Here is a 25,690-nt window from a genome sequence, read left to right on the forward strand (position 1 = left end):
CCCCGCCTTTGGGGGGAGGGGGTTCTGGACGACATGGCATTGTCTTCAAATTCAAGGACATGAAGGGATAAAAATACCGGCGCTCAGCCTGGCATGAAGTGTGCGTTAGTCCATTTAAGGCTCGCACTCCGCCAGGCTCGGTACTCGGATCTGCGGTTTCAAGGAGTCGACCTTGTTAAACAAAGTACTGGTTGTCGAAGACGAACAACTGCTTGCCGAAAACCTCAAGGATTACCTTCAGGCGCAAGCGCTGGACGTCCGGATTGCTCACGATGGTGCCAAGGCAATCGGTGAAGCCGAACGTTTTGCACCCGATGTGATGGTGTTCGATTACCGCTTGCCGGATATGGAAGGCTTTGAGGTGCTCGATGCCGTCCGCCAGAACAGGAATTGCCATTTTGTGCTGATTACCGGGCACCCAACCGCTGAAGTTTGTGAGCGGGCCCGGCAACTGGGGGTCAGCCATATCCTGTTCAAACCGTTTCCGTTGGCGGAATTGGCCCGTGCAGTCTGCGACCTTCTGGGGATGGAGCGCGAAGCCAAAGCAGGCGTGAGCACTTCCGAAGGGTTTGTCGAACGACGCCAGAGCAGGACCGAGAGTTTCCCGCTGCAGTTGTACGACGGTAGCTGGGTGCTGGCGGATCGCCGACGAACATCGGCCTCGCTGGCGCCGGACGACGAACAATTGCTCACCGGGGAGTAGTGGCGCGACACGACGTTCCGGCTCCCGCCGCAATGGCCTGCCGCGCCGACAGGGCGCTAAGCCCCGGGCGTTGGAGAGCAAGCCATGGAACGTCTATCCCTAGCCGTAGAACCGGCGCTGTTGGACTGTGTACCTTCACGCTTTTCCAGTGAGCAATTGGCCCATGCACGGTCCCGGGCCGCCAGTTCCGGCGAACGGGTACTGGACGCCCTCGGGGTGTTGTGCGAACTGGCCCCCATGCCGTTTATCCAGTGCCTCGGCGCCACCCTGCATTACCCGGTGCTCGACACCGACACGCTGTTTCAGGCCACCCCGGTGTTCGACCGGGTCACCCTGGCCCAATGCCTCAAACGCGAATTCATCCTGCTGCGCCACGACGATGCGGTCATTGGCGTATTCGCCGACCCGTTCGACACCGCACGCCTGGCCTGGATCGACGATTGCCTGCACGGCGCGCCGCTGTATCTGGTGCATGCCGACGACCTGAAAGCCTACCTGGCGCGCCACGAAGAAAGCTTCCACGCCGTGGAATCGCTCAACGCCCAGGCCGATGCCGGCGTCGAGATCGACAACCTGCAAAGCCTGTCCCTGACCAGCATCAGCGAAGACGCCAGCGTGGTGGTCAAACTGGTCAACTCGACCCTGTACGACGCGCTGAAAATGCACGCCAGCGACATTCATTTGGGCACCACCGGCAGCGGCCTGGTGATCAAGTACCGGATCGACGGCGTGCTGAACAACATCAGCAAAATCCAGGGCAACGAGTTCGCCGAGCAAGTGATTTCCCGGGTCAAGGTCATGGCCGAACTGGACATCGGCGAAAAACGTGTGCCCCAGGACGGGCGCTTCAAAATCGGCATCAGCGGTCGGCAGATCGACTTCCGGGTGTCGATCATGCCGAGCATTTTTGGCGAAGACGCGGTGCTGCGGGTGCTGGACAAACAGGACTTGGCGGACAAAGTCAGCGGCGTGCAATTGCAAGCCCTGGGCTTTGAAGAAGAAACCCTCAAGCAACTGCGGCGCCTGGCCGCCGAACCCTACGGCATGGTGCTGGTGACCGGCCCCACCGGCAGCGGCAAGACCACCACGCTCTACGCGATGATCACCGAGATCAACCACGGCGTGGACAAGATCATCACCATCGAAGACCCGGTGGAATACCAATTGCCGGGCGTCCTGCAAATTCCTGTGAATGAAAAGAAAGGCCTGACCTTTGCCCGGGGCTTGCGCTCGATCCTGCGCCATGACCCGGACAAAATCATGGTCGGTGAAATCCGTGACCCCGACACTGCGCAGATCGCCGTGCAATCGGCGCTCACCGGTCACCTGGTGTTCACCACCATTCACGCCAACAACGTCTTCGACGTGATCGGCCGTTTCACCCAAATGGAAATCGACCCCTACAGCCTGGTCTCGGCGCTCAACGCGGTGCTGGCCCAGCGGCTGATCCGGCTGGTGTGCGCCAGTTGCAGCGCCCCCCATCACCCGAGTGAAGAAGAACTGCAACTGTCCGGCCTCGACCCGCAACAGGTCGGCGGTTACCACTTCGTCCACGGCAAAGGCTGCGGCCATTGCCGGGGCACCGGTTATCGCGGGCGCACGGCGATTGCCGAGTTGCTGCACCTGGACGATGAGCTGCGGCAGATGATTGTCGAGCGCCAACCGATTTCGAAAATCAAGGCCCACGCCTGCAAACGTGGCTTGCGCCTGTTGCGCGAGTCGGCGCTGGAACTGGTGCAAGCAGGGCGGACCACGCTCGAGGAGATCAATCGTGTCACTTTTGTCTCGTGATCGTTATGTCGCCGTGCTCGGCGCCAGTGGTGTCGGCCTCGGTCAGCGCCAGGGCAGCGACACCCTCTGGCTGGGCAGCGTCGGGTTCATCGACGAAGGCTTTCACGCCTGGGCCGTGGCGCTGGAAACCCTCGACCGTCTGCTCGGCGAACATGCCCATGCCGGTGCCGAATTGAACGTGGTGATTTCCGGGCATTTCAGCCGGTTTTGCCTGGTGCCCTGGAGTGAACAGATCAGCAGCCCCGACGAATTGCTCGGCTTCGCTCACCTGTGCTTCGAAGACCTCTACGGCGCGCCGACCCAGCCCTGGAGCCTGGTGCTGTCGGCGGAACCGGCCGGTTATGACCGGATCGCCGCCGCGCTGCCGCAAGACTTGCTGGAACGCCTGCGCAGCCTGGTCGGCGGTCGCGGTTTGCGCCTGCGCTCTGTGCAGCCGTACTTGATGGCGGCGTTCAATCACTTCGATAAAAGCTTCGATGCCGGGGACTTCCTGTTTGTGGTCGCCGAACCGGTACGCAGTGTGTTGCTGCTGGCCCGGGAAGGGCGCTGGACCTCGGTGCGCTCGGTGGGCAGCAGCGACAGCGACGCGGCGCTCACCGCGCTGATCGGTCGCGAAGGCCAGTTGCAAGCCTCCAGCAGCGAACGGCCATTGAATGTCTACCTGCATGCCCCGGCGCGCATCGACTCGCATCCCGATGTCCCTGGCGTGCACTTGAGAACCCTCGAAGAGGACCGGACATCGGTACGGGATTGCCTGTACGTGATGTCCCGGGCGGTGGCCTGACATGCGCGCCCTGACCCTGGACTTTCAACCGCGCCGGCGCTCGGGCCCCTTGGGCTGGAGCCTGCTGGCCGCTGGCGTGGTGCTGACCCTGGCGTGCGTCTTCGCCCAGCAGCACCTCGACGAACAATCCTCGCAACAACAAGGCCACTTGCAGCACGCGCAACGGGAACTCACCGGCGACAGCGGCACCAAGGTTGGCCTGACCCCGGCCGAGACCCGCGAGCAGGCGCAAAACCTCGCTGAAATGCGCAAGGTCTCGCAGCAACTGCGCCGGCCATGGGAGCGCTTGTTCGCCATGCTCGAAGCCATGCCCCGGGACGATATCGCCTTGTTGGCCCTGACCCCGGATGCACGTAAAGGCCAGGTACGAATCAGCGCCGAGGCGCGGGATCTGGAAGCCATGCTTGAGTTTCACCAGCGTCTGGAAGCCAGCGACGAGCTGTCCGACGTGTCCCTGCTGAGCCACGAAATCGTCGCCAACGTGCCGGAACACCCGGTGCAATTCAACCTGTCGGCGACATGGGAGATTGGCGATGCGAATCCCTAGATTGATCGTGCACGAATACCTGCAAGGCCTGGGCATCCCCGGCCTGGCCGGAATCGCGATTGTGGCGCTGGCGCTGATGTATGCCCTGGCCGGGCTGATTCCGGACTGGCAATCGCTGCAAACCCTCAGCCAGCAAACCCGCGAAGCCGGCGAGTACCTGGCCAAGGTCGAGGACGGCAGCATCGCGCCACCGGTGGTGCCGCAACGTCAACTCGACGACTTCCGCAGCAAACTGCCTTCGCAGCCTCAAGCCACCGTGGCCATCGACAAAATCTACGCCTTGGCCAGCCAGGAGCACATCACCCTGGCCCGGGGCGAATACTCCCTGGGCATCGACCCCAAGACCCATCTGGCCCGTTATCAGATTCTGCTGCCGGTGCGTGGCAGCTACCCGCAACTACGGCGCTTCCTGCACGCCTTGCTCGGTCAGTTGCCGGCGGTGGTGGTGGAGGATGTTGAGTTCCAGCGCAAGAAGATTGCCGACACCGACCTGACCGGGCGGATTCGCATGACCCTTTACCTGTCGAGGTCATGATGAATACCAAACGCGTAGTGGGTTGGGTGGCGTTCTTCGGCGTGGCAGCGGCACTGGCCTGGTTGCCCGATTACTTGCGGCAACCGGAGGACGGCGAGGTCAGCGTGGCGGCGGTGGCCACCCCGGCAAAAAGTAAAACCACTGTCGTCGCAGCCAGTGTGAAAGCCGCGCCGATCAAGGATTTGAGCCCGTCCGGCGACCTGTTCGCCAGCCGTAGCTGGAAACCGGCGCCGACCCTGGCCAGCGTCACCGAACAACCCGTCAACCTGAACCCGGTGGTGCAAGCCCCCACTGCACCGGCGATGCCTTTCCAGTTCGTTGGCAAGCTCGCTGACCGTTCCGACCTGCAAGTGTTTTTGCAGAGCGGCGAAAAAATATACGTCGTACGCAAAGGGGATGTGATCGACGACACCTGGCGGATCGAGGGCATTTCCGATGTGGAATTGAGCCTGGTCTACCTGCCTCTGCATTTGGCCCAGACTTTGTCTGTGGGGAGCACGCAATGAACAGATCCCGTTTGCTGATGAGCCTGTGCCTGAGCACAGCCCTGGCCGCGTGCAGTACGGCGCAAGTCGCCAACAAAGAAGCGTCCGACCTGATCGAACAAGGCCAGTACGAGGCCGGGTTGGCGCGTATCCAGGAAGGCCTGCGGGAAAACCCTCGGGACACCCAATTGCACCTGCTGCTGAACACCGGGCGGGCCAAAGCGGTGACCTCGCTGCTGACGGCGGGCGACACCGACCGCGCTCGCCGGGACTTTCCAGCGGCGCGGCTGGCCTACGGTCGGGTGCTGAGCATCGAGCCGAGCAACCGTCGCGCCCAGGATTCCCTGAAGCAACTCGACTACCTGCGCAGCCAGGACGACAAACTCGAACTGGCCCGGGGCGACCTGCGCCGTGGCGACATCTACGGCGCCGACCGCCAGGTCAAACAAATACTCGAACTCGACCCTAAAAACGAAGGTGCCCTGGAGCTGCAAGGCAACATTCGCCTGGTCCAGAGCCGCAACGTGGTGCCGTATCCACAACTGCGCACGCGCCTTGACCGGCCGGTGACCCTGGAATTTCGCGACGCCAACCTGAAAACCATTTTCGAAGTGCTGTCCCAGGTGGCCGGGCTGAATTTCATCTTCGACAAAGACCTGCGCCCGGACATGAAAGCCACGATCTTCGTGCGTGACGTGCGCATCGAAGACGCCGTGGAACTGCTGCTGCAACAAAATCAGTTGCACCAAAAAGTGGTGAACGAAAACACCTTGCTGATCTACCCGGATTCGCCGCAGAAGCTCAAGGATTACCAGGAACTGGTGATGCGCACCTTCTACCTGACCAGCGTCGATGCCAACACCGCGCTGAACATGATCAAGACCATGCTCAAGACTCGCGACGTGTTCGTCGATGAGCGCCTCAACACCCTGACCATGCGCGACACCGAAGACGCGGTGCGCATGGCCGAAAAACTCCTGCAATCCCAGGATCAGTCCGACCCTGAAGTGGTGCTGGAAGTGGAAGTGATGGAAGTCGCCACCCAGCGCATTCTTGACCTGGGCCTGCAATGGCCGAGCACCTTCGGCGTGGTCAACAGCGACGGTTCGGGGGTGACGATTCTGGATCAACTCAAAGGCATCAACTCCAGCCGGATCTCCATCTCGCCGTCGCCCCAAGCCAAGATCAATGCCCAGGACAACGACATCAACACCCTGGCCAGCCCGGTGATCCGCGTCAGCAACCGCGAACAGGCACGCATTCACATTGGTCAGCGGGTGCCGATCATCAGTGCCACCTCGGTGCCTTCGACTCAAGGCCCGGTGATCACTGAAAGCGTCACTTACCTGGATGTCGGTCTGAAGCTGGAAGTGCAGCCGATCGTGCATTTGAACAACGAAGTGGCGATCAAGATTGCCCTGGAAGTGAGTAACGCCACGCCGCTGGAGCCGACCCGCCAGGGCACGATCCCGGTGCAGGTCGATACCCGTAACGCCCAGACCACCCTGCGCCTGCATGATGGTGAAACGCAGATCCTCGCGGGTTTGGTGCGTAACGACCACGGCGCCACTGGCAACAAGATCCCGGGCCTTGGCGACATTCCTGGCCTGGGCCGCTTGTTCGGCAGCAACAAGGACACCGTCGGCAAGTCGGAACTGGTGCTGTCGATCACCCCACGGATCGTGCGCAACCTGCCGTACCAGAGCCCGTCGGACATGGAGTTCCAGACCGGCACCGAAACCAGCATGCACATCCAGGCGCCTGAGCGTGGCGTGGACACGGCGATTCACACCGAAGTCATGACCACCCCCGTCGCTTCGTCCGCCCACGTTGTCGTCGAGAAGCCTTGATCATGAACGCCTCCCAACGCGGTTTTACCTTGATTGAAGTCGTGGTGACGCTGGCCCTGGTCGGCCTGCTGGCCGGCATGGCCGCGCCCCTGACCGAAACCGTGGTGCGCCGGGGCAAGGAGCAGGACATGCGCGCGGCGCTGTACCAGATCCGCGACGCCATCGACGCCTACAAGCGTGCCTTCGATGCCGGTTACATCGAGAAGTCGCTGAACAGCAGCGGCTACCCGCCGAACCTGCAAGTGCTGGTGGATGGCGTGCGTGATGTGCGCAGCGCCAAGGGTGCCAAGTTCTACTTTTTGCGCCGGGTGCCCCATGACCCGTTGATGACGGTCAAGCGTAACGATGAAGGGGGCTGGGGCCTGCGCTCCTACGACAGTACTGCTCAAAACCCACGGGAAGGCGAAGACGTGTTTGACGTCTACTCCAAGGCCCGGGGCAAGGGTCTCAATGGCATTGCCTACCGCGAGTGGTGAACCTATGCGCCGGGAAAAGGGTTTTACCCTGCTGGAACTGATGGTGGTCATGGCCATCATCGCCACCCTGATGACCATCGCCTTGCCACGCTACTTCACCAGCCTGGAGGTGTCGAAGGAGACCACCTTGCGCCAGAGTTTGTCGGCCATGCGCGAGGCGCTTGATCACTACTACGGCGACACCGGGCGCTATCCCGACTCCATCGACCAATTGGTGGAGCAGCGTTACCTGCGTAACCCGCCGATGGACCCGATTGCCGAACGCAAAGACCTCTGGGTGCTGGTCGCGCCGCCGGACGGCGTGCCGGGCGCGGTGGCCGATATCAAAAGCGGTGCCACCGGGAGGGCGCGTGATGGCAGCCTTTATTCCGAGTGGTAGGCCTTCCAGCGAGGGTGGTTTCACCTATCTGGGCGTGCTGTTCCTGATTGTGCTGATGGGCATGGGCCTGGCCAGTGCCGGGGAGTTGTGGTCCACCGCCTCGCGCCGGGATCGCGAACGTCAGTTGCTGTGGGTCGGGACTCAATACGCCCAGGCCCTGCGCAGCTATTACCGCAGTTCGCCGGGGTTGGCGCAGTACCCCAAAGACCTCGAAGACCTGTTGCAGGACGAGCGTTTTCCGACTCCCAGGCATCATCTGCGCCAGCTCTACCCGGACCCGATCGGCGGCGGCGAATGGACGCTGATGCGCGGCTTCGACGGGCGCATCACTGGCCTTTACAGCCCATCCACCGACACCCCGCTCAAACAAACCGATTTCCCCAGCCAATGGTCGGACTTCGTCGGCATGGCCAGCTACAAGGACTGGCAGTTCGTCGCCGAGAAGGCCTTTCTGGATGGCACTTCCGGCCCGCCGAAAGCCCAGTCGGCCACCCCGCAGGCGCTGGCGCCATGAACAGATATGGCCTGGCGTTGCTGCTGATTTTGATGAGCCCTTTGGCCCCGGCCGCCGAAGAGGACGAAATGCTCGGGTTCATCGTCGACGACACGATTTCCCACATTGGCCATGACTTTTATTACTCGTTCAGTGAACGCCTGCGGGCCACCAGTCCGATGGATTTCAACCTGGTGGTACGCGAACGACCTTCGGCGCGCTGGGGCAGCCTGGTGACCGTGGAATATCAGCAACGCCTGGTTTACCGGCGCTTCCTGCCGCCGAATACCGTGGAGCTCAAGGACGAGGCGTACGACGCCGCCGACTGGGTCCGGGTACAGATCGTCCAGCGCAAGCTGGAGACGTTATTGCAGGACACCACCGACCTGGAGAAGGACGAACTATGAACAACAAAACGTTCTCACAGCGCACCGTCGTCTGGCTGCTCGGCCTGGGCAGTTGTGGCCTGGTCCACGCCACCGAACTGGTCTACACGCCGGTCAATCCGTCGTTTGGCGGCAACCCGTTGAACGGCACCTGGCTGCTCAACAACGCCCAGGCGCAAAACGATTTCGACGACCCCGACCTGAAAAGCCGCACCGCAGTGGCCGGGACCTCGGCCCTTGAACGCTTCACCAGTCAGCTGCAATCGCGGCTGCTGGGGCAGTTGCTGGACAACATCTCCACGGGCAACACCGGGAGCCTGTCCACCGACAGTTTTATCGTCAACGTCATCGACGACTCCGGGGCACTGAGCATTGAAGTGACCGACCGAGCGAGCGGTGAAGTTTCGGAAATCAAGGTGAATGGCCTCAACCCTTGACGGGTATTCAGGCCGCTGGGGAGCAAAGGACATGAAAAAAATAATTGTGCTAGGGCTGATGTTGGCGGCATTACAGGGTTGCAGTTTGCGCGACACGATGCCGGCCGAGCAGGACAGCGAGTCACCGACCCTGACACCCAGGGCCTCGACCTATTACGACCTGCTGAACATGCCACGACCCAAGGGCCGGTTGATGGCGGTGGTGTATGGTTTTCGCGACCAGACCGGGCAATACAAACCGACCCCGGCCAGTTCGTTTTCCACCAGCGTGACCCAGGGTGCGGCCAGCATGCTGATGGACGCGTTGCAGGCCAGCGGCTGGTTTGTGGTGCTGGAACGGGAAGGGCTGCAGAACCTGCTGACTGAACGCAAGATCATTCGCGCCTCGCAGAAAAAGCCGAATACGCCGGTGAATATCCAGGGTGAGTTGCCGCCGTTGCAAGCGGCGAATCTGATGCTGGAGGGCGGGATTATTGCGTATGACACGAACGTGCGCAGTGGTGGGGAAGGGGCGCGGTACCTGGGGATTGATATTTCCCGGGAGTATCGGGTGGATCAGGTGTCGGTGAATCTTCGGGCGGTGGATGTGCGCAGTGGGCAGGTGTTGGCGAATGTGATGACCAGTAAGACGATTTATTCGGTGGGGCGTAGTGCCGGGGTGTTCAAGTTTATTGAGTTCAAGAAGTTGCTTGAGGCTGAGGTTGGGTATACGACGAATGAGCCGGCGCAGTTGTGTGTGTTGTCGGCGATTGAGGCGGCGGTGGGGCATCTGTTGGCCCAGGGGATTGAACGGCATTTGTGGCAGGTGGCGGGGGATAATTCGCCTGACAGTAATGCGACGCTGGATCGCTACCTGACTCAGAACAAGGTTGATCCTGAGAGTGAGTGAGCCGAGGCGGCCTTCGGGCCGGCCTGGTTCTGGGTGGTTGGGTACATATCCGTTGCTGCGGTAACGGCGGCTTATGGTTTCGCTCTTACAGCGAGTCCCTTTTGGCAAACGCCCCAAAAGGAACCAAAAGGTCTCGCCCCGAGCGTCCGGCCCCTCGCTTAGGCTCGGCGTTCCTTCGTTCCGGTATTCATCTGGGGGCATCGCCTCCGGTCGGCTTCGCTTCGACCTCCTCTCGATGTGTGCGACTTCGTCGCACGGCGCTGCGCGCCTGCCCCCCAGATGAACACCTCCACTCAGCCTCCCGAAGGGGCGGGTAGAGCAAGATCAAGAACTGCAGGCGAGCTAACGCTCGGCCTGATGAGTGGTGAGAAGCGGGTGGCGTACACCCAACCCTGTAGGAGCAAGGCTTGCCCGCGAAGGCGGCCTGACAGCCGACCATTCTCTCCCGGCTACACGGTATCCCCCGTAGGAGCTGCCGAAGGCTGCGATCTTTTGATCTTTCTTCGGCGCGCCCTAAAGATCAAAAGATCGCAGCCTTCGGCAGCTCCTACAGAAAGCGTTTATGGCGCTGCCATTTTCAGTGGTTTTCCGACAGGGTTTGGATCTCCGCCGCAGTTGGTATTCGGCAGGTGGACCGCGTTATCGTTCTTCGCGAGCAAGCTTGCCCGCGAGGGCGGCCTGACAGCCGACCATTCTCTCCCGGCTACACGGTATCCCCCGTAGGAGCTGCCGAAGGCTGCGATCTTTTGATCTTTCTTCGGCGCGCCCTAAAGATCAAAAGATCGCAGCCTTCGGCAGCTCCTACAGAAAGCGTTTATGGCGCTGCCATTTTCAATGGTTTCCGACAGGGTTTGGGCCTCCGCCACAGTTGTTATTCGGCAGGTGGACTTCGCGAGCAAGCTTGCCCGCGAGGGCGACCCGACAGCCGACCATTCTCTCCCGGCTACACGGTATCCCCCCGTAGGAGCTGCCGAAGGCTGCGATCTTTTGATCTTTCTTCGGCGCGCCCTAAAGATCAAAAGATCGCAGCCTTCGGCAGCTCCTACAGAAAACGTTTATGACTCTGCCATTTTCAATGGTTTCCGACAGGGTTTGGACCTCCGCGACAGTTGTTATTCGGCAGGTGGACCGCGTTATCGTTCTTCGCGAGCAAGCCCGCTCACATTGCTATAAATCCATTGTGGGAGCGGGCTTGCTCGCGAAGGCGTCCGAACAGCCAACCCATCGCTTAACCCATAAAAAAACCGCGACCCCTCCACGGGCCGCGGTTTTTTATGCTGGCCAATTACTGTTGCAGCACGGTCGCCTGGTTAGCCGAGCCAAACTGCTGCACCGTCGCCATTTGCGTCATCCCGCTCTGATCCACATTGGCAATGTTCCCGGTCCCGCCTTGGGTGACATAGGCCACGTTCATGCTGTCCGCCTGTTTGACGGTGATCTGGTTATCACTGCCATACAGCTGCGCGGTGTACGCCTGGTTGCCGGTGCCGGACTGGTCGAACTCGGTGCTGTTGCCCGAGCCGTTGGAGGAGCCCTGGGCAAGGTTGGTGGTGCCGCGCTGGTCGGCGATGAGGATGTTGTCGCTGCCGTTCTGGTCGAAGTACAGCTCGTTGTAGGAATCGGCTTGGCTGACGGTGGTTTTGTTGCCGGTGCCGGTCTGGTTGGTGGTCATGATGTGGCCGACGCCGTCCTGGGTGAAGTTGGCTACGTTGTTGGTGCCGTTCTGGGTGACGGTCGCGCGTTGGTTGCTGCCGAACTGGCCGCCCAGTTGCGGGCCTTTCCAGTTGCTGGCGTAGACCTTGTTGCCGTTACCCAGGGAGGTGGCGTTGAGCACGTGGCTGTCGCCGCTCTGGTAGGTGAAGTGCACGTTGCCGCTGCCTTGTTGGTACAGGGCGAGGGTCGAGCCGATGGACTCGAACTGGTCGGCGTAGATCGCGTTGAGGTCGCCGACTTGCAGTACCTGCGCCACGTTGTTTTCGCCGAAGCTTTGGTCGACCACGGTTTCGTTGGTCTGGCCATATTGGTTGACAGTGGCCTGGGCACCAGTCTGGCCGTCTTGCCAGACTTCACTGGCGTTGAAGTCGCCGAACTGGTTGATGTTCAGGTTGCCGCCGATGCCGTTGCGCTGGTCGCCGTAGGCATAGTTGTCGCCGCCGGCCTGGTTGATGCCGATCTGCCCGCCCATGTGGCTGACCTGTTCGGCGGTCGCGTAGTTGGTGGTGCCGTACTGGATGATCACCGCGTTGTTGGCGATGCCGAGTTGAATCTGTTCGATGTTGGCTTCGTTGTTGTCGCCGAACTGGTAGGTCTTGCCGGAGGTGCCTTCCTGGGAATCCTGGTAGACGAACGAGAAGTTGCCGCTGCCTTGTTGCTGTTGCAGCACCTGGTTTTCGCCGCTGCCGATCGACTGGCTGGCATGGCTGGTGTTGAAGCTGCCGGCCTGTTGCTGGGTGATGGTGCTGTTGTCCTCAAACAACTGCTCGGCGTAGCCGGCGTTGTAATCGCCGACCTGGTTCTGGTCGATGATGCTAGTGGCCGTGTCTTGCACGGCCGCTGCGTCGTTGCCTTGGCCAAGTTGTTGTTGGGTGGCGGTGCTGAACGGCGCCGCGGTCTGTTTCACATCGGCGATGTTGGCGGTACCGAACTGGTTCTGCGTGGACACGCTGTCGTCGGCCAACGCCTGGGCACTGACAATGACCAGGATGGCGGCGGTGAGGGGCGTCAATTTAAACATGATGAAACCTCCAAGGTTGTTGCAGTGCTTAGCGATATTGTTTGACCGAAACGCTCATGCCGTTCCCGGACTGGGTCACGGCGCTGGAGAGCCCCGTGCCGGCCTGGTCGATGCTGGCGTCGTTGTTATTGCCGTTCTGGGAAATCTGCGCGCGGTTGTGGCTGCCGTTTTGTGTGATCGAAGCGGCGTTGCCGGAACCTTGCTGGGTGATCTGTGCCATCAAGTCGCTGCCCTGTTGCAGGATGTAGGCTTCCTGATTGCTGCCCGACTGGACGATCCGCCCGAGCAACCCCTGACCGTTCTGTTGCAACAGCGCCACGTTGGCCTGGCCGAGCTGGCTGATCAGCGCTTGCTGGCCTATCGGTGCGGGCAACTCGCCAAGGTCGGCGCTGGGGGCCAGGTCGTCGTTGTCCATCAAATCGTCGGCGCGCACGCTCGCACCGCTGCAAAGCAGAAGCAGGCAGAGCAGGGCGGCGGTCGACGTAGGCATGGTGTTGTCCTTGGGCAAAAGGCTGGCCCCGCCGACGCTCAGGTCGGCGGGGCGCAGGCTCAGAGCGTGGTGACCGACACCGTGCGCACGGTGCCTTGGGACGAGGTGATGGTGGCTGTCGGGTTTGCCGATGGCGCCACGGTGGTGCTGTTGTTGATCGTCAACCGCCAGCGACCGGTCACCGGCACCGTGGTGGTGCCCAGGGTCACCAACCCGGTCGGGGTGGTGACCTGGATGGTGATGGTGTTGCCGGTGGTCACCGATGAGGTGCCCGCAAAGTCCCAGTTGAAGCGGTTGTTGGAGCGGGCCTGGACCGTGGCGGTGGTCACGGTGAAGGTTTCCGCCGCAGGCCTTGGCGAGACTTGCACGGTGACCGTCGCCGGTGCCGTCGACACAGCGCCGAAGCTGTCCCTGGCGAAGTAGGTGAAGGTCGTGGTGAACGCTGTGGTGACCGTGGCCGGTGGGGTGTAGGTGATCACGGTGCCGTCAGTGCTGACGGTGCCGCGACCAGCCGCCGGTTGGGTCAGGCTGGCGACGCCGAGCGGCACGTTGCCTTCCGGATCGGTGTCGTTGGCCAGCACGTTGATCGGGATCGCCACGCCCAGGGTCGCGACGCTGTCGTTGACCGCCACCGGTGGCCGGTTAGGCGCCACGGTGATGGTGACGGTGGCCGGGGTAGTCGAGGCTAAACCTTTAATGTCCTGCGCCTTGTAGGTGAAGGTCGTGGTCAGCGGGGTCGTGACGACGGCGGGCGGGGTGTAGACCACCGCCGTGGTGCCGCTCAACGCGACGGTGCCTTGGCCGGATGCCGGTTGGGTCAGTGCGGTGATGCTCAGCGGCACGTTGCCATCCGGGTCGTTGTCGTTGGCCAGCAGGTTGAGGGTGATGGGCACCCCGAAACTGGTGCTGCCGGTGTCCGCCACGGCAATCGGCGCCTGGTTCTCACCGGTGTCCGGTGCGGTACCGACCACAACGACGGGTTCCGTATCACTGCCGCCCGCGGCGGATTTGACCGTGACGCTGGCCGGTGGCTGTGGCAGGTCAGCCACGGTCAGCCGTTGCAGGGTGCCGGATTTCGACAGGCGTCCGTAGCCCTGGGCAACCATGTCCGGCACCGCCACTTCATCGGTGGAAGTGGCTTCGATCAACAGGCTGTGATTGCTCCAGCTGTAGCGTGCGGTCTGGATTTTCACCAGGTCCGAGAGCTTGCTCGACACGGCTGTCGGGCGCGTGGTACCGGCCGGATTGGTGGCGGTGACCACCACCACTTTAGGCAAGGCGCCGGTCACCAGATGCTGGCCGAAGAACAGACCGGTGTTGTCGCCGGTCAGGTTGGTCAGGCATGGCGAAGCCGGTGGGCCGACCACCAGGGCCAGGCTTTCACGGAAGCACAGGGTCGAGCTGTTGCTCGCCGAGGCAAACACTTCCACTCGCGTGCTGGTGCCGGTGCCCGAGGTGGTACGGCGGTAAGTGGCGCGATTGACCTCCACAGCGGTTTGCGCGCGGTTATCGAGCACTTTGCCGGAGACGTTGAACAGGGTGGTCTGGATAGTCCCGGCCGGCCCCTGGATGCGCACGAAGTTGGTATCGAGCGGGCTGCCGGTCACCGCTTCGGTGAGGGTCGGGTCGCCGACGAAGGTTTCGACGGCGCCGTTGTCCGGGTTCACTTCGGTGTAGGGGCCGTTGACGCTGCGCAGGAACGGCCCGATGGCGCCATTGACGGCACCGGTGAAATCACCGGGTGCACCAATGCCGACGTCTTTGGTGATGTTGATGGCGCGACGGCCAGGGGTGGTGACGTTGACCGTTTCCACGCCATACGGGTGGGTGATGGTGTAGGTCCCGGCGACGGGAATGTTCACCCGCATCCGAATTCGCGCGAAGCTCTGCTGATCGCCATCGGCAGGAACGCCCGAGGCGAAGGCCGCCTCGATCCCGGCGACGTAGGCGTCCATGCCATAGCCGGCGGCGTTGTTGGCGATCCGGGTTTCGGCCAGGAACCAGAAGGATTCATCGGGCCAGTTATCCGGAAATACCATCGGCAGGGTGTCGTCGAAAATGCCCGGCGTCGGCAGCAAGGTGCACATGTAGGCCGGTGGCACGGTGGCCGGCACCCGCGAGCTGACGGCCCGGGACTGGCACAGTTCCATCGACAGCAGATTGTTGTCCTGGTACCACATCGGGAATTTCCCGGTGGCGAAGGTGTAGGGGCCGGGATCGACTGCCGCCAGTTGGGCGAAAGCGCTGCCGGACAGCGATAGAGTCAGTCCCAGGGCGTTGAGCGCCAGGCGTGGCCACTTGTTCATGATGCCTCCTGATACGGATCTGGGCATGAGAGCGTTCATTGCACGATGACCACTTCTTCGGTATCGCTGCCGCCATTGGATGACGTCACCCGAACCTTGGCCGGTGGAATCGGCGAGATGCCGGTGGCCAGGGTTTTCACCGCGCCGTCGCCACTCAGGGCGCCGATGGCGACACCGCCGCCGGTGGTGGCGGTGAGCACGGGCGGCGAGGTTTCGTCACTGGTTGAAGCCACGAGGGTCAGTTGCCCGGTGCTCAGGCTGTATTCGGCGCGGGAAATCACCACCAGGTCGGTCAACGGCATGGACAGGGTGGTCGGCGTACTGGTGGCGATGGCCAAGTGGTTGTCGGCGGTCACCTGCAAGGTGCCGGGCAAGCTCGGATTGACCGGCGACTGGGCGTACCAGTTACCGGTGGTGTCGGCCTCGGTCAGCTTCAGTACCGGATTGTTGCTGTCCAGCGTCACGGTGGCCGGTGGCGGCGGGGCCATGACGAACACATCCTGCTGGGCCACCGGCGCACTGGCGCCGGGTTTGCGCGAGTAGGTGCCGCGCTGAGTGATCAGCGGCGTCGGCCGGACCACCGTCGACAATTTGCCGGACACCGCGAACACCGTGGTGCGCAGGTCGATACCGTTAGGGCCTTCGATGCGCAGGAAGTTGGTGTTGAACGGGCTGCCGGTCACGGCTTCGGACAGGTTCGGGTCGCCGATGAATTTTTCGGCCTGGCCGGTCAACGGATTGGTTTCGGTGTAGGGCCCGTTGACGCTGCGCAGGAACGGCCCGATGTCGCCCTTGAGCGCGCCGTCGTAGGTTTTCGGGGTGCCGATGCCGATGTCCCGGGTCATGTTGATCGCCTTGGTGCCCGGGGTGTCCACGGTGAAGGCTTCGACGCCGTAGGGGTGGGTGATGATGTACGTGCCGGCGGTGGGCACATCGACGCGGATGCGGATGCGGGCGAAGCTGATCTGGTCGCCGTCCACCGGGTCGCCGCCGCTGAAGGCCGCTTCGAGGCCGCTGACGTATTTCAGGTTGATACCCCTGGCTGCATCGACAATCGTCCCGTCGGCGGTAAACCAGAAAGCTTCGTCGGGGAAATTGGTCGGGAAGACCAGTGGTTTGGTGTCGTCGAAGATGCCGGGCGCCGGGATCAGCGAGCACATGTAGGTCGGGGCGCCGGGCGCACTGGCCACCCGCGAACTGACAGCTTTGGACAGGCACAGGTCGAGGGTCCGGCCGTGGGTGTCCTGATACCAGCCGGCGAAGTCACCGTTGGCGGGCAGATAAGGGCCTGGATCGACCGCGAACAAAGCCGCCTGGGCAACGCCTTGGGCCAGAGCGGTAACGACCAGCGCGGCCGCGGTTTTGGACAGTAAAGGGTGCATGAGTATTCCCTCTATCGAGTGCCTGTCCCTTGGAGACGGGCCAGTTGAGGGGGGCTAGCGCAAATTGCATACCAATTGGCGGGAATGGGCGGGAGAGGGCCGGGGTAAAGGCGTTGAGGGTGGCGAGAGCGGTTGATGGCTGGAAATTGGAGCGGGCGAGTGTCCCCAGGTTTGGGGACAGGTGGGGGGAATGGGGATCGGGTAACCCCTGATGACCGTCGCACTGAATCTGTGGCGAGGCGGTAAGCCCCCTCGCCACAGATGAAGGCGGCGGATACTGGATAACCCTAAGCCGGGGTAGCCGCCCGGCATTTCCTCTGTAGGAGCAAAGCTTGCTCGCGAAGGCGTCAGGTCTGACACACCGGGTCATCGTTCATCGCGAGCAAGCTTTGCTCCTACGGTTAATGGGTCGTGCCTGGTGCATTGTGTCATTCGTGTGCAAGTGTCGAGGCCGTTTCCCGGCGCATTTCCTTAGCTTGCTTGCATTGGGGCAAACCCCAAACAGTGGGCTATAACCAATAGGGAACCGTCGGGATTACCTCCATGAACATGCACGCAAAAACGCTGCTGCTAGAGGACGGCGATATTCGTCTGAGCTCTCGCAAACAACCGTTCAACCTGCTGCGCTGGTTTTCATTGATCAGCATGGCGGTGATCGGCACCGTGGCCGTGGCGCTGGGGGCGGTGTCCACCCAGTTCGTGATTACCGAAAGTGTGCAGCGCGATGCCCTGTTGACCGCGCAATTCATTCAGGCGATTGCCTCGGCCGAGGTGCGCCATGTGTCGATTCCCAATGTGCGGACCATGGGCGAATTGGTCGATCCGCGCCAGGACAAGGATTTTCCCGACGTCGATCCCGCCGCACGGGCCAATGCCCGGGACGAATTCCTCGACCATATCGCCAACCTGCCGGACGTGATCCTGGCCAACGTCTATGCCCCCGATCGCATGGTGATCTGGTCAACCAACCCGGAACTGATTGGCACCAAGATCCACGCCGACGAGGATCTGGATCACGCCTTCGATTTCAAGATCCCGGTCTCGGCCAGTTATCACAACGTGGATCAGGCCCGGATGGAGCAAAAATTCGTCGTACCGCCGGACTTCATCTTTATTGAAAACTACATTCCGCTGTTCGATGCCGACGGCAAGAATGTCACGGCAATGGTCGAGATCTACAAGGAACCCAAGGACCTGATCACCCGCATCGAGCGCGGTCTGGCGCTGATCTGGCTGGCCACGGCCCTGGGCGGCGGGCTGATTTACCTGGGTTTGTACTGGATCGTGCGCCGGGCCGCGATCCTCTTGGCCGAGCAACAAAAACAACTGATCACCAATGAAACCTTTGTCGCCCTGGGCGAGATGTCGTCGGCGGTCGCCCACAGCCTGCGCAATCCGTTGGCGACCATCCGTTCCAGCGCCGAACTGGCCCTGGAGTTCGACAGCGGTGCGGCCCATAAGAACATCAACGACATCATCGGTCAGGTCGATCGCATGTCGAAGTGGGTACGCGAGCTGCTGCAATCCTTGCGTCCGCTCAACGACGACGCCGAACCGGTGAACCTGGTGGCGGCCATCCACGACAGCCTCATGGCTTTCGAACAGCAAATTGCCCGGGCCGGGGTTCAGGTGGTGTTCAATCCGTTGCAGACGCCGATGGTCCTGAGCCAGCAAGTGCAATTGACGCAGATCCTTAACAGCCTGATGGCCAATGCGCTGGAAGCCATGGACAAGGGCGGCACGTTGACCGTCGCCTTAGAGCCGAGTGAAGCCCGGGGCGTGTCTGTGGTGGTGAGCGACACCGGCAAAGGCATGAACGAAGAACAGCGCAACATGGCATTCCGTCCATTCTTCACCACCAAGTCCGGCGGGCTGGGGGTCGGGCTGGTGCTGGTCAAGCGCATCATGGAGCGTTTCGGCGGCGCCGTGAGCCTCGGCAGCCGGGAAGGACAGGGCACTTGTGTCCGTCTGTCGTTCAAATTGATCCCCTTAAAACGGGGATGAACTTTCCCCGTTAGCGGGTGTCATTCCCCAGTCGTTTTGGCCGAGGTGGCCAGATGATGTTGATAAGCCATTGTTTCATTGGGCATTAATACTTTGGTGTAGGGCCGTTTGAAGTCTGGCGAGGTAATTGCAAAACCCCATTACCCCCTTCACGATTTCGAGGCGGCTGGTAATGGACAGAAAAGCGCGGCACCACTTGCAAGTGGTTCGGCTTGTTGACCCCACTGAGTATCCTTCTGACGATGACGCTGGGCACGACAACCCTGCGCGCCAGCCCGATCGACGATGAGCGCCAGCCCGAGCCTTCCGACCCTTCGGCTTACTACGACGAACCGACAGATGAACCGGCGGCGTTGAACGCCATTTTGACCATGCCGGAGGCCAACGAGGATTCCTTCGATTTGCCTGATGGCGTCAAAGGCAGTCGTACCATCACACGGCAGGAAAACGTCCTGCCGCCGACGGCCCAGACCAGTTTCAACTACCCCACCAATGGCAAGCCGAGCCCGTTGTTCAACGCCCAGCCGTTCACTCAGCAATTGGTGCTGTTTGAAGAGTTCGGTCCGGAAAAACTCGACCCCACCACCCCGGCGGCGCCACTGGCTTTCCCTCCGGCCGCTGTAGGCCCGTTGCCCCAGCAGGACCCGACCAACGCGGCGCGCAGTGCGCCACCGAGCGCGGCACTCGACGCGTTCATGCGCCAACCCGGGTTGACGCCATTCCCCAGCCAGTACTCCAACGTGGTGGACCGCAACCCCTGGCAGTCGCAGATTGAGGTGTTCCTCAATCGGCACATCGGTTCGTCGGCGGAAGGTCGTCCACCAGGAAAAGGCTGGTCGCATCAGCGCTGGAACGAGTTCTACCCGCAAGTGGCCTACAAAACCGTGCAAACCGGGGCGCGGCTCAACAGCGGTTGGCGCGACAGCCATCAGATGCACGGTTATGCCGTGGGCGAATTCGGCCCCGGTGGCCTGTATCACAACGTCGCCGGTGTACCGGCAACGGATGGCACCTCCAAAGGCGTCGATGCGCGCTTCCACCCGAGCATGCCGGTGCAGAACCACAACTCGGTCTGGACCTTCGACGGCACCTTGCCGCCCAAACTGCTGATGGTGCGTTACGGTCAGCCAGTGCTGATGCGCCATTACAACGGCTTGCCGATCGACCCGTCGGCCAACATGGGGTTTGGTTTGCACACCATCACCACCCACGAGCACAACGGTCACGCACCGGCGGAAAGCGACGGCTATGCCAACGCGTTTTTCTTCCCCGGGCAGTATTACGACTATCGCTGGCCGATCCAGTTGGCCGGTTACGACAGCATCAACACCGACGCCCATGATCCGCGCGCCGCATTCCCTTGCTCGCCGGGCGAAACCCTGTGGACCAACGACGTGAGCCCCAGCCGCAAGACCTGCGACCACGGCACCATCAAGATTCGCGGCGACTGGCGTGAAACCATGAGCACCCACTGGTTCCACGACCACATGCTCGATTTCACCGCGCAGAACGTCTACAAGGGCAACGCGGCGATGATGAACTACTACAGCGCCCTCGACCGTGGCAACGAGTCGGTCAACGACGGCGTCAACCTGCGTTTCCCCAGCGGCAGCGCCTTGCCATGGGGTAACCGCGACTACGACGTGAACCTGGTGTTCGCCGACAAGGCCTGGGATCAGAACGGTCAGCTGTGGTTCAACCCGTTCAACACCGACGGCTTCCTCGGGGATCAGGTGCTGGTCAACTGGCAGTGGAAACCGACCCTGGATGTGCGCGCCCGCAGCTATCGCTTCCGCATCCTCAATGGCTCGGTGTCGCGCTACTTCAAGTTCGCGGTGGTGCGTGAAATCAAAGGCACCAGCGGCGAGTTCCAGGGGCCGAAAAACTCCGGTGTGTCCTATGCCCGCGTGCCGTTCCACATGATTGCCAACGACGGCAACATCATGGAACACAGCGTACCGTTCGACGGCAGCATGGACTTGGACGCCGACGGCGATAAACAGAACCACAACGCGATCCTGCCGACCCAAGGCATCGCCGAGCGCTTCGACATCATCGTCAACTTCGCGAAAAACGGCATCAAACCCGGGGACAAACTGTTCGTGGTCAACCTGATGGCCCACGACGACGGCAAAGGCCCGAAAGAGCCGATTGCCCTGGGCGATGTGCTGTCGGAGAAATACCTGGCGGTGATCAAGCAAGGCAGTAAAGGCCCGCAGTGGGACAAGGGCGATCCAGGCGTGGGCAAAGTCCTGCAACTGAACGTCAAGGCCTATACCGGTCAGGACCTGGCCATGGACCCGGCGGCGTACGAACCGGCCAAACCGGGTAAAGCCGAAGGCATGGTGATGATCCCGCTGAAGATCCATCGCGACAACCCGGCCGACCAGGCGCTGCTGGCCAACGCCCGTCACCGCAGCTTCACCTTCGGCCGTTCCGACGGCACCGATGAAGCCCCGTGGACGGTCAAGACCGATGGCGGCTTCGGCTTCCACATGGACCCACGGCGCTTGAACACCGCCACCAAACTGGCCAGCGGTCCCACCGATGCAGGGGCCAGCGGCTTCGGCACCCTTGAGGTGTGGAACATCAAGCTCGGCGGCAAGGGCTGGAGCCACCCGGTGCATGTGCACTTCGAAGAGGGGATCATCCTCAGTCGCGGCGGCAAGGCGCCACCGGAATGGGAAAAATGGGCGCGCAAAGACGTGTACCGCATCGGTTCAGAAGCCGATGGCCTGGACAACGTCGAAATGGCGATCAACTTCCGCGAGTTCGCCGGGACCTACATGGAGCACTGTCACAACACTCAGCATGAGGACAACTCGATGCTGCTGCGCTGGGACATTGAGAAACCCGGGCAATTCCAGTTGATGCCGACACCGCTGCCAAGCTGGGATGGTGTGCGCTACGTCAACTCTGCCGCGCTGCCAACCTTCCGTACCGGCGACGGCTTCGGCCCGAAAGTGGCGGTGAAAAAATGAACCGCCGGGGAGCCGACACGCCACTGCATACGCCGCGCTCCCGGGCCCTGGGCATGCACCTGATTTTGGTCCTGGTTACCTGTCTGCTGGCCAGTCAGGTGCTGCTGGCCCATGAAGGTGCACTGTCGCCGACCGAGTCGGCGACACCCTGGGGTGGCGACTATTTCCCCAATACCCTGCTGACCGACCAGGACGGTCAGCAGCTGCATTTTTTCGATGACCTGATCAAAGGCAAAGTGGTGGTGATCAATTTCATCTTCACTTCATGCAGTGATTCCTGTCCGCTGGAAACCGCGCGCCTGCGTCAGGTGCAAAAGTTGCTGGGGGACCGGGTCGGTCAGGACATCTTCTTCTATTCCATCAGCATCGACCCGCTGAGCGACACGCCCGAGGTGCTGAAGGCCTATGCGCAACGCTTCAAGGTCGGGCCGGGCTGGAAGTTCCTGACCGGCGAGTTTGCCGACGTGACCGATCTGCGCAAAAAACTCGGGCTGTTTATCGAAGGCGTCGACAACGGCCGCAGCAAGGACCACAACCTGAGCCTGATCGTCGGCAACCAGGCCAGCGGTCGCTGGATGAAGGCTTCTCCCTTCGAAAATCCGTGGATTCTGGCCGATCAACTGGCCAATACCTTGCAGAACTGGAAACAGCCCAGCGTGGAGGAAAGCTACGCCAATGCGCCGGAAATTCGCCCGCCGAGCAACGGTGAAGAGCTGTTTCGCACCCGTTGCGCGTCGTGCCACAGCCTCGGGCCGCAAGACGGGCAGGGTATCGGCATGCGCGCCATTGGTCCGGACCTGATCGGCGTGACCCGTTTGCGCGAACCGGCCTGGCTCAACCGCTGGATTCGCGAACCGGACCGCATGCTCGCGGAAAAAGACCCGGTGGCCGTGGAGCTTTACCAGCGTTTCGACAAGATTCCGATGCCCAACCTGCGCCTGGACGACAACGCCGCGCAGGCCATCATCGGCTTCTTGCAGGAAGAAACCGACCGGCAGCAGCCGTTGGCGCAGCAGGTGCCAGAGGTGACGCAAATGAACTAGCGGCTAAATAACATCATTGACCCGTCGAGCACGAACAATGCGACCTACACTGTCCGTGACACGGCGAAAAAGGCTTCAGGCAAGCACCCAGGACATTCCCATGCTGATACCAGAACAACAAAAAGTACCTGCGCCGGCCGGGCCGGCAGCAGAGCGCAAGGGCTGGGGCGGGCAGTTCAATCTGCTGCGCTGGTTTTCCCTGGCCAGTTTTTTAATCATCGCGGCCGTGGCGCTGGGCCTGGGGTATGTGTCCACGCGCTTTGTGGTCACCGAAAGCATCGAGCGCGATGCCCTGCTGACCGCGCAGTTTATTCAGTCCATCGGCGACGCCGAAATTCGCCACGCCTCGATCAACCCCAACCGAACCATGGGCGAAATGCTCGATCCGCGTCATGACAACGCCTACCCCGACGTCGACCCGGGGGCGCGTGCCGCCGCGCGTCTGGAGTTCCTCGACCATGTGGAACATCTGCCGGATATCCTGCTGGCCACCGTTTTTGCCCTTGACCGCACGGTGATCTGGTCGACCAACCCGGCCATGATCGGAATGCGCTTCGATGAAGACGAGGAGCTGGATGAATCCTTCGAAATGAAGGTCCCGGTGTCCTCCAGCTATCACAAGATCGACGAGGAACGTCCTGAGCAAATGCTGCTGCGCGAGCCGCAATTGCTGTTCATCGAGAACTACATCCCGATGTTCAACGCCGACAAAAGCAAAGTCATCGCCATGGTCGAGATCTACAAGGAGCCGGCGGACCTGGTGGAGCGCATCCAGCGCGGCTTCAAGTCGATCTGGATTGCGACCCTGGTCGGTGGCGCGGCGATTTACCTGGCGCTGTTCTGGATCGTGCGGCGCGCCGCGACGTTGCTGCAAAGCCAGCAGAAACAACTGATCACCAACGAAACCTTTGTGGCCCTGGGGGAAATGTCCTCGGCGGTCGCCCACAGCTTGCGCAACCCGTTGGCGACCATCCGCTCCAGCGCCGAACTGGCCCAGGAAGTCGCCAGCCAGAGCGCCCAGAAAAACATCGGCGACATTATCAATCAGGTCGACCGCATGTCCCGCTGGGTGCGCGAGTTGCTGGTGTCGTTGCGGCCAATGAACGACGACGGCGAATCCGTGGACCTGGTGCTGTCCATCGACGACACCCTGAGTGCCTTCGAACCGTTGATCAAACGCTCGAACGTGCAAGTGCGATTTACCCCGCAGAGCTTTCCGCCGGTGGTCAGTCAGCCGGTGCTGCTCACGCAAATTCTCAACAGCCTGTTCGCCAATGCCCTGGAGGCCATGCCCAAGGGCGGCGTACTGAGCGTCGATATCGAGTCCCGTGCATCGGGGCTCTTGACCATGACCCTCAGCGACACCGGCAAGGGCATGACCAAACAGCAGCAGCAGATGGTCTTCAAGCCGTTTTTTACCACCAAGCAAGGCGGATTGGGCGTTGGCCTGGCCTTGGTCAAACGAATAATGGAACGCTTCCAGGGCTCGGTCGAACTGACCAGTCAGGAGCAGGAAGGAACCCGCGTTTGTCTCAACTTTAAAGTGGCAACGGGAGGGGAATATGGAGCACAGCATTCTGCTGGTCGAGGATGACGAAATCCTCGCGGAAAATATCCAGACCTACCTGGAGCGCAAGGATTTCGAGGTGACGGTCTGCCATTCGGCCGAGGACGCACTGGAGCAACTGGGCAGCTTCGTCCCGGACGTGGTGCTGACTGACAATTCGCTGCCGGGCATGAGCGGTCACGACTTGATCCAGAAGCTGCGCATCAGCGCGCCGGATCTCAAAGTGATCATGATGACCGGCTACGGCAACGTCGAAGACGCCGTGGTGGCGATGAAAGAGGGCGCGTTCCACTACGTCACCAAACCGGTGGCCCTGCCGGAGCTCAAGCTGCTGCTGGACAAGGCCCTGGCCACCGACCGCATGGAGCGCACGCTGTCGTTCTATCAGGAGCGCGAGGCGCAGAAATCCGGGGTGCAGGCACTGATCGGCGAATCAGCGCCGATGCATTACCTGAAAAACACGATTGGCCAATTGCTCGACGCCGAGCGCCGCATGGCCAACACCGATTTGCCGCCCGTGTTGGTGGAAGGAGAAACCGGCACGGGCAAGGAGCTGGTGGCCCGGGCGTTGCACTTCGACGGGCCGCGCGCCAAGGGACCGTTCATTGAATTCAACTGCGCGTCGATTCCATCCAACCTGGTGGAATCGGAACTGTTCGGCCACGAGAAGGGCGCATTCACCGACGCCAAGGACCGTCGGGTCGGGCTGGTGGAAGCGGCTGATGGCGGCACGCTGTTTCTCGATGAAGTCGGCGAAATGGACCTGTTGCTGCAAGCCAAACTGCTGAAGCTGCTGGAAGACCGGACCATTCGCCGGGTCGGATCGGTCAAGGAGCGTAAAGTCGATTTGCGCGTGATCAGCGCCACCAATTGCAACCTCGAACAAATGGTCCAGCAGGGCAAGTTTCGTCGCGACCTGTTCTTTCGCCTGCGCATCATCTCGATCAAAGTGCCGCGCCTGCACGCCCGGGGCGCCGACGTGCTGCTGCTGGCCCGGCATTTTCTGGCGATCCACGGCAAGCGTTATGGCAAACCGAACCTGTATTTCAGCGACCAGGCCGAGGAGTTGCTACTGAGTTACACCTGGCCCGGCAACGTGCGCGAATTGCGCAACATGCTTGAGCAAACCGTGTTGCTGGCCCAGAGCGACACGGTTGCCGCCCATCAGTTGAACGTCTGCCTGAGCCTGGTGGACGAGCCGATGGCGCAACAGGAACCGCAATACTTCGAACCCCGGACGGTCAATAGCGTCGAATCGATGAATCTGCCGGAGGTGGAGCGCGACATGGTGCGCAAGATGCTCGACAAGACCGACTGGAACGTCACCAAATCCGCACGCTTGTTGGGCCTGAGCCGCGACATGCTGCGTTACCGGATCGAGAAGCTCGGTCTGGAGCGCCCGGACAAGCGTCAGTGGTAGTGACGAGA

Annotated in this window: 22 protein-coding genes; 18 read left to right on the forward strand and 4 right to left on the reverse strand. The window is 61.6% G+C overall.

Annotation, left to right across the window (positions count from 1 at the left end; translation table 11 throughout):
- Positions 1-172 precede the first annotated feature (172 nt).
- The 13 genes from V5E99_RS04690 (at position 173) to V5E99_RS04750 (ending at position 9,755) form a co-directional block, all read left to right on the forward strand.
- Positions 173-703 (forward strand): response regulator, encoded by a 531-nt coding sequence (locus V5E99_RS04690; RefSeq protein ID WP_499801323.1) that lies wholly within the window; start codon positions 173-175, stop codon positions 701-703.
- 84 nt (positions 704-787) lie between these two features.
- Complete coding sequence (locus tag V5E99_RS04695) at positions 788-2,494, forward strand: GspE/PulE family protein (RefSeq protein ID WP_499801324.1); 1,707 nt, start codon at positions 788-790, stop codon at positions 2,492-2,494.
- On the forward strand, positions 2,475-3,278 hold the full coding sequence (locus V5E99_RS04700; RefSeq protein ID WP_499801326.1) for a hypothetical protein: 804 nt from the start codon (positions 2,475-2,477) through the stop codon (positions 3,276-3,278). The genes V5E99_RS04695 and V5E99_RS04700 overlap by 20 nt, the downstream gene beginning before the upstream one ends.
- A gap of 1 nt (position 3,279) precedes the next feature.
- Positions 3,280-3,825, forward strand: a complete 546-nt coding sequence (locus V5E99_RS04705) for a PilN domain-containing protein (protein WP_499801328.1) — start codon at positions 3,280-3,282, stop codon at positions 3,823-3,825.
- Positions 3,812-4,360, forward strand: a complete 549-nt coding sequence (locus V5E99_RS04710; RefSeq protein WP_499801329.1) for a GspMb/PilO family protein — start codon at positions 3,812-3,814, stop codon at positions 4,358-4,360. The genes V5E99_RS04705 and V5E99_RS04710 overlap by 14 nt, the downstream gene beginning before the upstream one ends.
- Complete coding sequence (locus V5E99_RS04715; protein ID WP_499801331.1) at positions 4,360-4,866, forward strand: hypothetical protein; 507 nt, start codon at positions 4,360-4,362, stop codon at positions 4,864-4,866. The genes V5E99_RS04710 and V5E99_RS04715 overlap by 1 nt, the downstream gene beginning before the upstream one ends.
- Positions 4,863-6,695: a secretin GspD/PilQ domain-containing protein gene (locus V5E99_RS04720; RefSeq protein WP_499801333.1), complete on the forward strand. Its 1,833-nt coding sequence runs from the start codon at positions 4,863-4,865 to the stop codon at positions 6,693-6,695. The genes V5E99_RS04715 and V5E99_RS04720 overlap by 4 nt, the downstream gene beginning before the upstream one ends.
- 2 nt (positions 6,696-6,697) lie before the next feature.
- Positions 6,698-7,171, forward strand: coding sequence for a type II secretion system protein (locus V5E99_RS04725; protein ID WP_499801335.1), 474 nt, complete (start codon positions 6,698-6,700; stop codon positions 7,169-7,171).
- 4 nt (positions 7,172-7,175) lie between these two features.
- A complete protein-coding gene (locus V5E99_RS04730) occupies positions 7,176-7,550 on the forward strand; it encodes a type II secretion system protein (RefSeq protein WP_499801337.1) in 375 nt (124 codons plus the stop codon).
- Positions 7,525-8,064, forward strand: coding sequence for a type II secretion system protein (locus V5E99_RS04735; RefSeq protein ID WP_499801339.1), 540 nt, complete (start codon positions 7,525-7,527; stop codon positions 8,062-8,064). Before V5E99_RS04730 ends, V5E99_RS04735 begins: the two co-directional genes overlap by 26 nt.
- Entirely contained in the window at positions 8,061-8,450 is a 390-nt protein-coding gene (csgE, locus tag V5E99_RS04740; RefSeq protein ID WP_499801340.1) for a curli production assembly/transport protein CsgE, read from the forward strand. Before V5E99_RS04735 ends, csgE begins: the two co-directional genes overlap by 4 nt.
- On the forward strand, positions 8,447-8,866 hold the full coding sequence (locus tag V5E99_RS04745; protein WP_499801342.1) for a curli assembly protein CsgF: 420 nt from the start codon (positions 8,447-8,449) through the stop codon (positions 8,864-8,866). The genes csgE and V5E99_RS04745 overlap by 4 nt, the downstream gene beginning before the upstream one ends.
- A 31-nt stretch (positions 8,867-8,897) precedes the next feature.
- Positions 8,898-9,755, forward strand: a complete 858-nt coding sequence (locus V5E99_RS04750) for a CsgG/HfaB family protein (protein WP_499801344.1) — start codon at positions 8,898-8,900, stop codon at positions 9,753-9,755.
- Positions 9,756-11,040: 1,285 nt separating this feature from the next.
- Here the strand turns inward: V5E99_RS04750 and V5E99_RS04755 are convergent.
- From V5E99_RS04755 to V5E99_RS04770, 4 genes are read right to left on the reverse strand one after another with little or no spacing between them, the layout of a single operon-like run.
- Positions 11,041-12,489 (reverse strand): hypothetical protein, encoded by a 1,449-nt coding sequence (locus V5E99_RS04755; protein WP_499801346.1) that lies wholly within the window; start codon positions 12,487-12,489, stop codon positions 11,041-11,043.
- Positions 12,490-12,517: 28 nt separating this feature from the next.
- On the reverse strand, positions 12,518-12,979 hold the full coding sequence (locus tag V5E99_RS04760) for a hypothetical protein (RefSeq protein ID WP_499801348.1): 462 nt from the start codon (positions 12,977-12,979) through the stop codon (positions 12,518-12,520).
- Positions 12,980-13,038: 59 nt separating this feature from the next.
- Positions 13,039-15,285, reverse strand: a complete 2,247-nt coding sequence (locus tag V5E99_RS04765) for an Ig-like domain-containing protein (RefSeq protein WP_499801350.1) — start codon at positions 15,283-15,285, stop codon at positions 13,039-13,041.
- Between the two features lie 35 nt (positions 15,286-15,320).
- Positions 15,321-16,667 carry a hypothetical protein gene (locus V5E99_RS04770; protein WP_499801352.1) on the reverse strand — a complete coding sequence of 449 codons (1,347 nt, stop codon included), beginning with the start codon at positions 16,665-16,667 and terminating at the stop codon, positions 15,321-15,323.
- A 543-nt stretch (positions 16,668-17,210) separates the two neighbouring features.
- On the opposite strand from V5E99_RS04770, the gene V5E99_RS04775 reads away from it, so the two are divergent.
- The 5 genes from V5E99_RS04775 (at position 17,211) to V5E99_RS04795 (ending at position 25,682) form a co-directional block, all read left to right on the forward strand.
- Positions 17,211-18,671: a sensor histidine kinase gene (locus tag V5E99_RS04775; RefSeq protein ID WP_499801353.1), complete on the forward strand. Its 1,461-nt coding sequence runs from the start codon at positions 17,211-17,213 to the stop codon at positions 18,669-18,671.
- Between the two features lie 215 nt (positions 18,672-18,886).
- Positions 18,887-21,652: a multicopper oxidase domain-containing protein gene (locus V5E99_RS04780; protein WP_499801355.1), complete on the forward strand. Its 2,766-nt coding sequence runs from the start codon at positions 18,887-18,889 to the stop codon at positions 21,650-21,652.
- Complete coding sequence (locus V5E99_RS04785; RefSeq protein WP_499801356.1) at positions 21,649-22,695, forward strand: SCO family protein; 1,047 nt, start codon at positions 21,649-21,651, stop codon at positions 22,693-22,695. Before V5E99_RS04780 ends, V5E99_RS04785 begins: the two co-directional genes overlap by 4 nt.
- 100 nt (positions 22,696-22,795) lie before the next feature.
- The gene (locus tag V5E99_RS04790) at positions 22,796-24,289 is read left to right on the forward strand and encodes a sensor histidine kinase (RefSeq protein ID WP_499801358.1); all 1,494 of its coding nucleotides are present in this window, start codon (positions 22,796-22,798) and stop codon (positions 24,287-24,289) included.
- Positions 24,258-25,682, forward strand: a complete 1,425-nt coding sequence (locus V5E99_RS04795) for a sigma-54-dependent transcriptional regulator (RefSeq protein ID WP_499801359.1) — start codon at positions 24,258-24,260, stop codon at positions 25,680-25,682. Before V5E99_RS04790 ends, V5E99_RS04795 begins: the two co-directional genes overlap by 32 nt.
- Positions 25,683-25,690 lie beyond the last annotated feature (8 nt).

Source organism: Janthinobacterium sp. LPB2021202312-11-4 (assembly GCF_037049705.1).
GTDB lineage: Bacteria > Pseudomonadota > Gammaproteobacteria > Pseudomonadales > Pseudomonadaceae > Aquipseudomonas.